This window comes from Streptomyces sp. NPDC002838 (assembly GCF_040295365.1).
In the GTDB taxonomy this organism is placed as follows: Bacteria; Actinomycetota; Actinomycetes; order Streptomycetales; family Streptomycetaceae; genus Streptomyces.
Genome location: NZ_JBEOVF010000072.1, coordinates 1 through 12,672, shown reverse-complemented (window position 1 = coordinate 12,672; position 12,672 = coordinate 1). Strand labels below are relative to the sequence as shown.

12 protein-coding genes are annotated in these 12,672 nt (G+C 71.4%); 9 read left to right on the top strand and 3 right to left on the bottom strand.

Annotated features, from left to right (window positions below; translation table 11 throughout):
- The first annotated feature begins 81 nt into the window (after positions 1-81).
- The gene (locus tag ABT063_RS46195; protein ID WP_351067188.1) at positions 82-1,380 is read left to right on the top strand and encodes an MFS transporter; all 1,299 of its coding nucleotides are present in this window, start codon (positions 82-84) and stop codon (positions 1,378-1,380) included.
- Between the two features lie 32 nt (positions 1,381-1,412).
- Positions 1,413-2,882: an L-fucose/L-arabinose isomerase family protein gene (locus ABT063_RS46190; RefSeq protein WP_351067187.1), complete on the top strand. Its 1,470-nt coding sequence runs from the start codon at positions 1,413-1,415 to the stop codon at positions 2,880-2,882.
- Positions 2,883-2,990: 108 nt separating this feature from the next.
- Here the strand turns inward: ABT063_RS46190 and ABT063_RS46185 are convergent, their stop codons facing one another.
- Positions 2,991-4,046: a glycoside hydrolase family 5 protein gene (locus ABT063_RS46185; RefSeq protein WP_351067185.1), complete on the bottom strand. Its 1,056-nt coding sequence runs from the start codon at positions 4,044-4,046 to the stop codon at positions 2,991-2,993.
- Between the two features lie 418 nt (positions 4,047-4,464).
- On the opposite strand from ABT063_RS46185, the gene ABT063_RS46180 reads away from it, so the two are divergent.
- On the top strand, positions 4,465-5,556 hold the full coding sequence (locus ABT063_RS46180) for a LacI family DNA-binding transcriptional regulator (RefSeq protein ID WP_502991027.1): 1,092 nt from the start codon (positions 4,465-4,467) through the stop codon (positions 5,554-5,556).
- Between the two features lie 75 nt (positions 5,557-5,631).
- Here ABT063_RS46180 and ABT063_RS46175 read toward each other — a convergent pair whose 3' ends face one another.
- Positions 5,632-6,444 carry an SAM-dependent methyltransferase gene (locus ABT063_RS46175; RefSeq protein WP_351067184.1) on the bottom strand — a complete coding sequence of 271 codons (813 nt, stop codon included), beginning with the start codon at positions 6,442-6,444 and terminating at the stop codon, positions 5,632-5,634.
- A gap of 249 nt (positions 6,445-6,693) precedes the next feature.
- Between ABT063_RS46175 and ABT063_RS46170 the strand changes: the two genes are divergently transcribed.
- Positions 6,694-7,935, top strand: a complete 1,242-nt coding sequence (locus ABT063_RS46170; RefSeq protein ID WP_351067182.1) for a PP2C family protein-serine/threonine phosphatase — start codon at positions 6,694-6,696, stop codon at positions 7,933-7,935.
- 35 nt (positions 7,936-7,970) lie between these two features.
- Here ABT063_RS46170 and ABT063_RS46165 read toward each other — a convergent pair whose 3' ends face one another.
- A complete protein-coding gene (locus tag ABT063_RS46165) occupies positions 7,971-8,411 on the bottom strand; it encodes an ATP-binding protein (RefSeq protein WP_351067181.1) in 441 nt (146 codons plus the stop codon).
- Between the two features lie 313 nt (positions 8,412-8,724).
- On the opposite strand from ABT063_RS46165, the gene ABT063_RS46160 reads away from it, so the two are divergent.
- The 5 genes from ABT063_RS46160 (at position 8,725) to ABT063_RS46140 (ending at position 12,568) form a co-directional block, all read left to right on the top strand.
- On the top strand, positions 8,725-9,600 hold the full coding sequence (locus ABT063_RS46160) for a Sco1979 family transcriptional regulator (RefSeq protein WP_351067179.1): 876 nt from the start codon (positions 8,725-8,727) through the stop codon (positions 9,598-9,600).
- Positions 9,597-9,848 carry a DUF397 domain-containing protein gene (locus tag ABT063_RS46155; protein WP_351067178.1) on the top strand — a complete coding sequence of 84 codons (252 nt, stop codon included), beginning with the start codon at positions 9,597-9,599 and terminating at the stop codon, positions 9,846-9,848. Before ABT063_RS46160 ends, ABT063_RS46155 begins: the two co-directional genes overlap by 4 nt.
- An 82-nt stretch (positions 9,849-9,930) precedes the next feature.
- A complete protein-coding gene (locus ABT063_RS46150) occupies positions 9,931-10,737 on the top strand; it encodes an SAM-dependent methyltransferase (protein WP_351067177.1) in 807 nt (268 codons plus the stop codon).
- A gap of 52 nt (positions 10,738-10,789) precedes the next feature.
- Positions 10,790-11,914, top strand: coding sequence for a CapA family protein (locus tag ABT063_RS46145; protein ID WP_351067176.1), 1,125 nt, complete (start codon positions 10,790-10,792; stop codon positions 11,912-11,914).
- Between the two features lie 93 nt (positions 11,915-12,007).
- Positions 12,008-12,568: an MBL fold metallo-hydrolase gene (locus tag ABT063_RS46140; RefSeq protein WP_351067174.1), complete on the top strand. Its 561-nt coding sequence runs from the start codon at positions 12,008-12,010 to the stop codon at positions 12,566-12,568.
- The last annotated feature ends 104 nt before the right edge of the window (positions 12,569-12,672 follow it).

Sequence of the window (12,672 nt, the reverse complement as noted above, 5' to 3'; positions counted from 1 at the left end):
TTGTTGGAACGTTTTTCGACTCCTATAGTCACCGTCGATCGAGGACCACCAAGGCCACTCCCCAGCCGACGGAGTCTCATCATGTTCCGAACCTCGACTGCCCAGGATCCCGCGGAACAGCCCATCCCCAAGCGCCTGTGGAAGGTAGCGGCGCTGTCGGGCATGGCCTCGTACCTGGACGCCGCTCTCATCGTCAGTATCGCCGTCAACCTGGCCATCTACCGGGACAGTTACGACATGGGCGTGTGGATGGCGGGCGCGATCAGCGCGATCGTCACCGGCTGCATCGCCGTCGGCTCCCTGGTCGGCGGACGGCTGGCCGACATGTTCGGCCGCCGCCGCGTCTACAACTGGGACATCTTCTGCTTCGCGCTCGGCGCGGTCGTCATCACGCTGGCGCCGAACGACATCGTGCTGTTCGTCGGCGTGCTCGTGGCGGGGCTGGCGGCCGGTGCCGACCTGCCGACGTCCCTGGCCGTGGTCTCGGACGCCGCACCCGCCGACGGCCGGGCGCGTCTGGTGTCCTTCACGCAGGTCATGTGGGTGGCGGGCATCGTCGTCGTCATCTTCCTCGGCTACCTCCTGTCGGACACGGGCATGACCGGGGCGCGGCTCATCACCGGCCATCTGGCCGTCGCCGCGCTGGTCACCTGGCAGCTCCGCTCCCGTCTGGAGCTGGCCGACGAGCCGTCCGACGAGGAGGTGGAGGCCGAGGCGGCCGCGCTGGCCGCCCCGCGCGGCACCGCGCTCAAGAACGTGTGGAACCGTGCCGCGTTGCTGCCGATGGCCGCGACCTTCGTCTATTACGTCACCTGGGGCATCGGCGCCAACACCTTCGGCCAGTTCGGCACCTACCTGCTGGTCACGGTCAGCGGTGCCTCGCAGAGCCTGGCCACCGGGATCAATCTGGCCTTCCTCCCGATCGCGCTGGTGCTGACCCTCGTCTTCGTCCGGATCGCCGACACCCCCTGGCGCGACCGGCTGTTCTACGTGTTCACGGTCGTGCAGATCGTCGCCTTCTGCATCGCCTCTCTCACGGCCGGCGCCCTCGTCGGCATGCTCGTCTTCTTCGTGCTCTACCAGATCTCCAACCCCTTCGCGGGGGAGGCCAGTTACAAGGTGTGGTCGCAGCTCACGCTGCCGCCGGACACCCGCGGCACCACCCAGGGCCTCACCTACGCCCTGTCGCGGGGGGTCTTCGCGGGCGTCGCGTTCGTCACGCCCGCCCTGATGGAGTACAGCGCGTCCGTCCTGCTCTGGTCGATCACCCTCTGCATGGCGGCGTCGGCGGTCGCGGGCGTGTACATCGTCCGTGTCCTCATCCAGCGTTCCCCCGATACCGCTGCCGCCCCCGCGGATCTGGGCGTGGCCCGGGCCTGAACCCGAACCGGACCTCACAAGGAGCACCGACCATGGCAACGACCGACACCCCGACCGTGACCGTGAACCGCGCCGCCGCCCTGCGCGATCTGCTCCCCCCGGTGGCCCGCCGCCGCACCCGCATCGGCCTGGTCGCCGGCGGACTCGGCACGTACTGGCCGCAGTTCCCCGGTCTCCTCCCGCAGTTGAAGGAGTCGGCCGCGTACGTCACCGAGCGCCTGCGGCAGATGGACGCGGAGGTCACCGATGTCGGCTTCATCTCCGACGCCCAGGAAGGCGCGGCCGCCGCCGAGCAGCTCCGCCGTACGGACTGCGACCTGATCGTGCTGTTCCTGACGACGTATCTGACCTCGTCGATGGTGCTGCCGATCGCCCAGCGCTCCCACACACCCGTCCTGGTCATCGACCTCCAGCCGTCGGAGCGGATGGACCACGTCTCCTTCGGCACAGGCGACTGGCTGGCGTACTGCGCGCAGTGCTCGGTGCCCGAGGTCGGCAACGTCTTCCGTCGCGCCGGCATCCCCTTCCGGTCGGTCTCGGGCTGGCTGCGCCAGGAGAACGCCTGGCGCCGCATCGAGCAGTGGGTCCGCGCCGCACACGTCCGCGCCGCCCTGCGGCACGCCCGGCACGGCCTGATGGGCCACCTGTATCCCGGCATGCTCGACGTGTCGACCGATCTGACGCTGCTTCCGGCGACGTTCGGCTCGCACGTCGAGGTACTGGAGTTCGACGACCTGCGGCACCGGGTGGAGAAGGTGACCGAGGCGGAGACCCGGGAGCGCATGGCGCTCGCGAGGCAGATCTTCACCCTGGACGACAGCGTGGTGGACGAGGACTTCGCGTGGGGAGCGACCGTGTCCGTCGCCCTCGACCGGCTCGTCGAGGACTTCGGCCTCGACACCCTCGCGTACTACCACCGCGGTCTCGACGGCGAACTGCACGAGCGGCTCGGCGCCGGCATGATCCTGGGCGCCTCCCTGCTCACCGCCCGGGGCGTGCCCGCCGCCGGCGAGTACGAACTGCGCACCAGCGTCGCCCAACTGGTCTCGCAGAGTGTCGGTGCCGGAGGCTCCTTCACCGAGATCCAGGCCCTCGACTTCGAGGACGACGTCGTGGAGATGGGCCACGACGGGCCCGCCCATCTCGCCGTCAGCGCCCGTGATCCGCTGTTGCGCGGCCTGGGTGTCTACCACGGCAAGCGCGGCTGGGGCGTCAGTGTGGAGTTCGACGTCCGGCACGGCCCCGTCACCCTCCTCGGCGTCGGCCAGGACGCCGACGGCAGCCTGTCGTTCATCACCTCGGAGGGCACCGTCGTCCCCGGCCCGCTGCTGGAGATCGGCAACACCACCAGCCGGGTCGCCTTCGGCCGTGATCCCGGCGAGTGGGTCGACGCGTGGAGCGCCACGGGCGTCGGCCACCACTGGTCCCTCGCGGTCGGCCACCACACCGCCGGCTTCCGGGCCGCCGCGAGTCTGCTCGGCATCGACCACCGGGAAGTGTGACATCGCGCCCGGCCGACGCCACGGAAGCCACCGGCTCACCGTCATGTGCCGCGGCCGGCCGCGATGCGCGAGCACCGCGGCCGGCCGATGGTCGTGCCCAGGGGTGGGTCAGGGGCGTACGGGCTTGCCGCGTCCCCAGCCCCAGGCGAGCCGGTCGGCGCCGGACTGGTTGGTGGTGGCCAGCCAGGGGCGGGCGGGGTCGCCGGTCAGCTTCTGCAGCGAGTACGTGTCGCCGGTGCGCAGGCCGGGCCAGTAGACGGAGCCCATCTTCAGCTCGCGGAAGGTGTCGGTGACGGCCTGCATGAAGTTGACGAAGTTGTTGTCGGGAGCGGGCTTGTTGTAGTCGAACCCGGTGGTCATGTGGGCGCCGAACTCGTCCGCGACGGTCCGGTTCGCGCAGTCGCCTATGCGCACCTTGAGGTCGGCCACCCACTGGTCGTAGGTGGCGTACTCCTTCCAGAACCCGTAGTGGTGCAGCGACAGGTAGGTGCCCTTCAGGCGCGGGTCGGCGCAGACCGAGGTGACGTGGTCGTTGTAGCCGGCGCCGCTGACGAAGATCCGGTTGCGCGGGACCGACGGGTAGGTGTCCAGCCACTTGGCGGCGAGGTCGGCCCACTCGGTGTCGGTGTAGCCGTGGGGCTCGTTCATCGGCTCGAAGTAGACCCGGGAGTTGCCCTTGTAGGCCTTGACCACGGTGTCCCACATGGGCCAGAAGGTGGCCTCGTCGTCGATGAAGCCGTCCTTGCGGGGGCCCGTGCCCTCCCAGTAGGAGAGGATGACCTTGAATCCCTTGGCCGTCGCCGCGTCGATGACCCCGCGGTAGGACTTCCAGTAGGAGCCGTTGACGGTGTACGGGTTGATGGGCAGCCGGACGGTGTTGGCACCGAGGTTCGCGCGGAACGCGGAGATGACCCGGCTCGCCTTGGTGTAGGTCTGGGCGTAGGTGTCGGAGGTCGACAGGCCGGACAGTACGACGGGGTCGTCGGCGAAGTTGTCGCGGGGGTCGGCCCAGTTCACGCCCTTGAACTGGGTGGTGTCGCCGCTCGGCGCGGCGGAGGCGGGACTGCCGGCGAGGGTCGTGCCGCTGAGGGCGGCGATCGCGACCGCCACGAAGGCGGAGCGCAACCGGGGGCTGAAGCGGGTTCTGGTGGGGGTCTTGCGCATCGGCTTGCCCTTTCGGGAGATGGCGGCGCTTGGCATGAGGGGGGACGGGGGAGTTCCGCGGCCGGCTGTCGCCACTGGAGGGTGACCATCTGTTCAGAGATGGCGTAAGGCTCGGTTCGCGGCGGAGCCGGCCTGCGAGACGACGGGCGGGCTTGCGCTGTGCATCCACGCCAGCGGTGCTGGGACCACCGTGCCGCTCCTCCCTGCTCCGCCGACCGCGATGCCGTGTTTACGTAAACATGCGAGGAACAAGGCAGTGCGCCAGGCTGCTCCCGCAGCCGATGTTTACGTAAACTTCAGGGCGTCGGAATCGTGGCACCCGCCCCAGCGATCGTCAAGGTTTCCCACGCGTAACATCCGATGCACCGCGTGGCGGAGTCCCGGCCCCGGGGTCGAGGGAAGCGGGAGTGGTGGAGCGATGGACCTGAACAACCCGGAGAGACTGGTCTCCGCAGCCGCGGGCGGCGCGCAGCGCGGCGGCTCCGGCGTGCCCGGCGGGCGCCGCAAGCAGCGCGTCTCCATGGCCGATGTCGCCAAGCTGGCGGGGGTCTCGTCCCAGACGGTCTCGCGGGTCTCCAACGGCCACCCCGGAGTGATCACCTCGACCCGGGAACAGGTGCTCGCGGCGATGCGGGAACTGGGCTACCGGCCCAACAGCGCCGCACGCGCCCTCAGGTACGGCCAGTTCAACACCATCGGCGTGATCCTCTTCAGCCTGTCCTCGACGGGCAACAGCCGCACCGTGGAGGCGATCGCCACGCACGCCGCGGCCGAGGGATACGCGATCACCCTGATCCCCATCGACGTCCCGACCCAGGACAACGTATTGGGGGCCTTCACCCGGATGGGTGAGCTGGCCGTCGACGCCGTCATCGTCATCATGGAGATCCATCTGCTCGACACCGGCACGGTGCAGCTGCCGCCCGGCGTGCACGTCGTCGTCGTGGACTCCGATGCCGGGGACCGCTACAGCGTGGTCGACACCGACCAGGCCGACGGCGCCCGGAAAGCCGTCCGGCACCTGCTCGACCTGGGCCATCGGACCGTATGGCATGTGACCGGCCCCGAGACGTCCTTCGCCGGCCAGCGCCGGACCCAGGCCTGGCGCGCCGTCCTGGAGGAGGCCGGACGCCCGGTGCCGCCGCCCCTGCGCGGCGACTGGTCGGCCGAGTCCGGCTACGCGGCCGGCCTCGCGCTCGCCGAGGAACCCGACTGCACCGCCGTGTTCGCCTCCAACGACCAGATGGCCCTGGGGCTGCTGCGCGCCTTCCACGAACGCGGCCTGTCCGTCCCCCGGGACGTCAGCGTGGTCGGCTTCGACGACATCCCCGACGCCGCCTTCTTCGTCCCGCCGCTCACCACCGTCCACCAGGACTTCGCCGAGGTGGGCCGCCGCTGCGTCCAGGACGCCCTCCAGCAGATCCGCACCCGCGGCGGCTCCCGGCCCGGGACCGACCTCGTCCCGACCACGCTGGCGATCAGACACAGCACCGCACCGCCACGGAGCTGACCGTGGGCAGAGTCTGCCGGTGACGTGATCACAACCAGCACGTCGGGGGCGGTGAAGTCTCCCCGCGCCGCCCGGTCACCGGTTCTTGCGGCCGACTCCCGCGTACACCCAGTACTCCGACGGGTTGTCGGGGATCCGGTCCTCCGGGTCCGGGCGCCACAGGGGTACGTGGACCAGGCCCGGCTCCGCCAGGTCGAAGCCGGCGAAGAGGTCGAGGATCTCGGCGTGGGAGCGGGCGGTGACCGGTGAGGTGGCCCGGGACCGGTACAGCTGTCCCACCGCGGCGGCCGTGTCCGGGCGGTCCTGGTTCGTGGCATGGCTCATGGCCAGCCAGCTGTCTTCGGGTACGGCGTCCCGGAAGGCGGCCACGATGGCGGCCGGATTCTCCTCGGGCGTGACGAAGTGCAGGATCGTGATCATCAGGACGGCGACGGGCTGCTCGAAGTCGATCAGCTTGCGCACCTGCGGCGAGGACAGGATGTCGGCCGGCCGCCGGATGTCGGCGTCGACGATGTCCGCGTCCGGATTGTCGGCGAGCAGCGACGCGCTGTGGGCGACGGCCACGGGGTCGTTGTCCACGTAGACCACCCGGGCTCCCGGACTGGCCGCCTGGGCCACCTCGTGCACGTTTCCCTGGGTCGGGATGCCGGAACCGAGGTCGATGAACTGCCGCACCCCGGCCTCGACCAGGAAGCGCACGGCCCGTCCGAGGAAGGCGCGGTTGGCCCGGGCCAGGGTGCGCACCTGGGGATCGATGGCCGTGAAGGCCGCCACCGCCTCCCGGTCGATGCCGAAGTTGTGCTGTCCGCCCAGCATGGCGTCGTACATCCGCGCGACGCTCGCCTTGTCGGGATCGGCCCCCGGCGGGAGACCCTCCGTGTCGGACACCACAACTCCCCTCTTTCCCAGGAATCTTGACGCCTCATCATATAGTTTGCCGACGACGCGCGGCGAACAGTTGTCCCCCGCCACGCGCCCGCAGCCCCCACCCCGAAAGGCACCACCCTGCGGAACGAACAGCGCAGCCGCACCGACCACGCACCCGCCGCCGCGCCCTCACCCCGTCGATCGCTCTTCTCCCCCGCGGCCGACGTCATCGGCTCGGAACTCGATCTGCCCCTGACCGGCAGCCATGTCGTGCACGCGCTGACGCCCGGCTTCTGCGACGCGGCGTCGGTCTATCTGCTGGAGCGCTGGCGGCGCGAGGAGAACGCGTACGTCACCGCGGATCCGCCCCAGATCGAGGCGCGCCGACTGGCGTTGCGCGTGGGAACGGACACGCTCGAGGACTGGGAGAGCATGCTGCCGGTCGGTGAGGTGATCGTCTTCCCCCGTGAGACGCCGTACGCCCGCGCGCTCGCCGCCGGGCACGCGCAGGTGCTCGACACGGTCGACCCGCACACGTCCGAGCGGCTCGTCGCCGCGGCCGGCGGCGACGAGCGGATCGACGACCTGCTGCTGCGGGTGGGGTCCTTCCTCGTCGTCCCGCTGCGGCTGCGGGGCGCCGCGGTCGGCTTCGTCACCTGCACGCGCGGACCGGACCGGGCGCCCTTCCTGCCCGCGGACGTGGCGGCCGTGGAGTCGCTGGCCGCGCGGGCCTCCGTCGCCCTGGACAACGCGCGCCGGTACGAGCGCGAGCGCCGCACCGCCCTGGCCATCCGCAACAGTCTGCTGCCCGGCACGGTCCAGGAGTTCGAGGGCTGCCGCATCGCCCACGGCTGCCTGCCCGCCGGGCAGGGCACCGTCATCGGCGGTGACTGGTTCGACGTGCTGAAACGGCCGGGTGACCGGGTGGGCCTGATCGTCGGGGACGCCATGGGGCACGGCCCCGAGTCCGCCGTCGCGATGATCCAGCTGCGCACCGCCGCCCGTACCCTGGCGGGACTCGACATCTCCCCGGCCGACCTCATACGGCGGCTCGACGCGCTCGCCGACGACACTCCGGGCGCCTCCTTCGCGACCTGTATGTACGCCGAGTGGGACGCGCGGCAGTGCACCTGCACCCTCGTGGGCGCGGGCCACCCTCCCCCACTGCTGCGCGGCCCGGACGGACGTACGGCCCCGGTCCCGCTCGTCGGAGCGGGCCTGCCCCTCGGACTGGGCGCGGACACCTACGAGGCCACCGTGCTGACCGTGCCGGAACCGGCCCTCCTCGTCCTCTACAGCGACGGCCTGGTGGAGTGCCGTGACGCCGACATCGATCAGGAGATCACCCGCCTCGCGCACACCCTCGACACGGCCGCCGCCGAGCCCGTGGACGCCGATGGCCGGGACGCACTGCCCGCACTGTGCCAACGGCTCCTGCACGCCCCTTCCGACACGACCGGCGCCGACGACCGCACCGTGCTGCTCGCCGAGCTGACGCCCGCGAGGGGCTGAACCCGGCTGCCGGGCAACAAGGTTGCCGAGCGCGCTCAGACCGTCAGGTTCGCCCACACCGCGTTACCGCCGGTGAGTCTGGACCGGTCGACCCCCCAGGCGTCCGCGAGCCCCTCCACGAGGAGCAGGCCACGGCCGCCCTCGTCGTCCAGGCAGGGCTCGCGTCGAGGCAGACCGCGGCCCGGCCGGCCGTGGTCGTGCACCTCAAGGCGGAGGTACCCCTCCGTGACGAGCCCGATCCCGCACAGGACCCGCGCGCTGAGGGTGTGCCGTACGGCGTTGGTGACCAGCTCGGACACGAGCAGCACGGCGTCCGCGCACACCTCGCCCGGCAGCCGCCACGTGGTCAGCCGCGCGCTCATGGAGCGGCGGGCCACTGAGACGCTGGAGCGGTGTGCGGGGAGTTCGAGCCAGTGCGTTCGGTCGGAGCTCGGGACGTCTAACAGCTGGGGAGAGGACGTCGTGTGGGGGGACACGGTGTTCGCCTTCCGTGGGGGGCGGGCGCAGCCGGGAGTGGGGGAAGGTCGGCGACGGGCCTGCGAGGAAGGGGTGTTCCGGACAGATCCAGTGCCTTGAACGTCGGTGCGCGCCAACTCTCATGTGGGGCATGAGACGTTGACGATGAAGCGGCTCGCGCGTGGCGGGACGATTCACACAAGTAACTATGCTCGCACCTGTGTTCATGCTGCAACCGGCTGCCTGATAATTTCAGCTAGCCGATATCCGTCTGGCGACGTCATCAAGTCGCTGTCAGACTCCTGCCGGTGACTGTCCCTCAGGAGGTAGGGCGTGAACGAAGGCCGTTCGGGCACGGGCAGCACCAGTGCGCCCACCGTTCTCCGCATGATCCTCGGCCGGCGGCTGCAGGAGCGGCGGCAGGGTGCGGGTGCGTCGCTGGAGGACGCGGCCAGGGCCCTGCGGGTGAAGCCCCTGACCATCCGCCGCCTGGAGAAGGCCGAGGTCGGCCTCAAGCCCCTCTACGTGGAGAAGCTGCTGCAGACCTACGGGGCCGACCAGCAGGAGATCGACGAGTTCGTCGACCTGGCCGAGCGGGCCAACGAGCCCGGCTGGTGGCACACGTACCGCGATGTGCTGCCGAACTGGTTCAGCGGCTACGTGAGTCTGGAGACCGGGGCCAAGACCCTGCGGACCTATGAGTCCCACTACGTCACGGGGCTGCTGCAGACCCCCCGGTACGCGCGCGGAGTCCTGCGCGGAGGCTTCCCCAACGACAGCGACGAGGACCTTCAGCGACGCGTGGACCTGCGCCTGCGCCGCCAGAGCCTGCTGCAGAGATCCGACGCCCCCACGCTGTGGGTGGTGATGGAAGAGGCCGTACTGCACCGGGTGGTGGGCGGCCCCGAGGTGATGCGGGGGCAGATCGACCGGCTCCTGGAGGTCTCGGCACTGGAGCACGTCAGCGTCGACATCGTGCCGTTCACCGCCGGCGCCCACGTCGGCGCGTGCGCCCCGTTCACCTACTTCCGGTTCGAGGAGCCCGAGCTGCCCGACATCGTCTACAGCGAGATCCTCTCCGGCGCCATGTACCTGGACCAGCGCTCCGACGTCGCGGCCCATCTGGAGGCCCACAACCGCATGTCCCTGCTGACCTCGGACGCGGACAGCAGGGCGCTCCTTAACCGCATGCGCAAGGAGTACTCATGACCACCATCGACGGTCACGTCTACAACGGGATGCCCGCCTCGGACCTCGGCGAGCACGGCTGGGAGTCTCCGTGGAGCGGTCCCAACGGGGGCCAGTGCGTGCAGACGAAGCAGCTCGCCGACGGCCGTGTGGCCCTGCGGCAGTCGACCGATCCCGCCGGTCCGGCGCTGATCTACACCCCCGAGGAGATCGCCGCGTTCCTCGAGGGAGTCAAGCGGGGCCTCGCGGACCACCTGGCGGCCGGCTGAACCCGACCCAGCGGGAAGGCCCGAGCCCGCCCCGGCCACGACCTGCCCGACACCCCCCACGCACAAAATTGAAAGGGACAGGATGACCAACACGCACGCCGCGCGGGACATCGACACCAGCAGGCCCCACTCTGCCCGGATGTACGACTACTACCTCGGCGGCAAGGACCACTTCGAGGTCGACAAGAAGGCGGCCGAGACCGTCGCGGCGGCCTACCCCGGCATCTTCGTGTGCGCCCGCGAGAACCGCGCCTTCATGCACCGCGCCACCCGCGTGCTCGCGCAGGAGCACGGCATCCGCCAGTGGCTGGACATCGGCACCGGCATCCCCACCGAGCCGAACCTGCACCAGGTGGCCCAGTCCGTGGTTCCCGAGGCGCGCGTGGTCTACGCCGACAACGACCCGCTCGTCCTCAAGTACGCCGAGCGCCTGATGCGCAGCACGCCCCAGGGCCGCACCACGTACATAGAGGCGGACGTCAACGACCCGGGCGCGCTGCTGGGCGCCCCGGAGCTGGGCGAGGTCCTGGACCTGGACCGGCCCGTGGCCCTGTCGCTCAACGCCCTGATGCACTTCGTCACGGACGCGCAGGACCCGTACGGCATAGTGGACCGTCTGCTGTCCGCGCTTCCCTCGGGCAGCGCGCTGGCCCTGAGCCACTGCACGCCCGACTTCGACCCGGCCACCTGGCAGAAGGTCACCGACATCTACACGGGCGCGGGCACACCGGTGCGGTTCCGCTCGCGCGAGGACGTCGCCCGCTTCTTCGACGGGCTCGACCTGCTCGACCCCGGCGTCACCGTCGGCCACCGCTGGCGCCCGGACGGTGTCCCCGCCGCCACGGACGCCGAGGTCAGCCTGTGGACCGGGGTGGGCATCAAGCCGTAGCCGGGGCGGCGGGACGTCGCGCCGCGCGCGCCGCCGCTCGTACCGTTGAGGTATGAGCGGCGGCGAGGTGACGCTGTTCGTGTGCGGCGATGTGATGCTCGGGCGTGGCGTCGACCAGATACTGGCGCGGCCCGGCGATCCGGCGCTGCGGGAGGACTACGTCGCGGACGCCCTGTCGTACGTGCGCCTGGCGGAGTCGGTCAACGGGCCGATCCCGGCCCCCGTCGATCCGTCCTGGCCGTGGGGTGAGGCCCTGCGGGTGCTGGAGGCGGCCGCGCCGGACGTCCGCATCGTCAATCTGGAGACGTCCGTCACGCGCAGTGACGCGTTCGCGCCCGGCAAGGCGGTCCACTACCGCATGCATCCGGCCAACCTGCCCGCCCTCACGGTGGCCCGCCCCGACGTCTGTGTCCTGGCCAACAACCACGTACTGGACTTCGGCCGCGCGGGCCTGGAGGAGACGCTGGACGCCCTGGACCACGCGGGTCTGCGGGTGGCCGGCGCGGGCCGGAACGCCGACGAGGCGCACGCGCCCGCGGCCGTGCCCGTTCCTACCGGTGGCCGGGTGCTCGTCTTCGCCCTCGGAGCGCGGTCCAGCGGCGTCCCGTCCGGCTGGGCGGCGACCGCGGACCTGCCCGGCGTCGCCTACGTTCCCGAGCTGTCCCCCACCGCGGCCGACGCGGTGGTGCGGCAGGTACGGCAGGAGAAGCGGGCGGGCGACATCGCGGTCGTGTCCGTGCACTGGGGATCCAACTGGGGATACCTCGTTCCCCGGGAGCAGCGCCGCTTCGCGCACGCCCTGGTGGACGGCGGCGTCGACGTCGTCCACGGGCACTCCTCGCACCACCCCCGCCCCGTCGAGGTGTACCGGAACCGGCTGATCCTGCACGGCTGCGGCGACTTCATCGACGACTACGAGGGCATCGGCGGCTACGAGGAGTACCGCGACGACCTCCGGATCATGTACCTCGTCACGGTGGCGGCGGACACGGGCGGGCTGACCGGTCTGCGCATGGTGCCCCTGCGCGCCCGGCGCATGCGGCTGGAGCCCGCCCCGCAGGAGGACGCCGCCTGGCTGCACGCGACCGTCGACCGCGTCAGCGCCGGCGTCCGTCTCACTCTGGAGCCCGACGGCACGATCGCGCTGGTGCCGCCCGCGGCGGGTGCCGTGCCATGAACCGGTGGCTGCGGCTGACCCTGCTCGGTGTCGGTGCGATGAACTCGCCCCGGTTCGCGCCGGCCGGTCTGCTGCTGCGGTACGCCGGGCAGCGTGCGGCCTTCGACGGCGGCCCCGGCGCCGAACCGCCGCCCGGACGGCTGGGGGGGCTGGCTGGTCACCGACGAACAGGCGGAGCTGCGGTCCGCGCTGCGCCGGAGCGCGGCCGAGCGGGGCGTGGCGATCCGCGCCGGTGACCTGGACCTGGGCGAGGTACGGGTGGGCTGCCGCCCCGTGGTGCACACGTCGCACCCCGCCTACGGCTATCGCATCGAGGCCGGCGATCTGGTCGTGGTGTGGGCGCCGGAGTTCTGGGAGTTCCCGGCCTGGGCCGCGGGGGCGGACCTGATGTTCGCCGAGGCCGCCGCATGGAACCGGGCGATACGGTTCCGGGGCGGCGTGGGCGGCCACGCCACCGTGCAGGCCGTCGCCGAGGAGGCCGTCCGGCACGGCGTACGGCGACTCGTCTACGCCCACATCGGGCGGCCCAGTCTCCGGGCGATCGACGCCGGCTTGAAGCCGCCGGGGGGTGAATGGGGCGTCGAGGGCCGCACCTACTCCCTGCGGCCGGCCTGGGCCGGCGCGCGGAACCACCGCGGGGCCCCGCGCAGGTGATCCGGGGGCCGCCGGGCAAGGGTACGGCCGGGTGGGCCCACCAGGGCCGGCGGCTGCGCCCCGCCCCCCCCACCCCCCGCCCCGCGGGAGGGCCACAGGGGGGC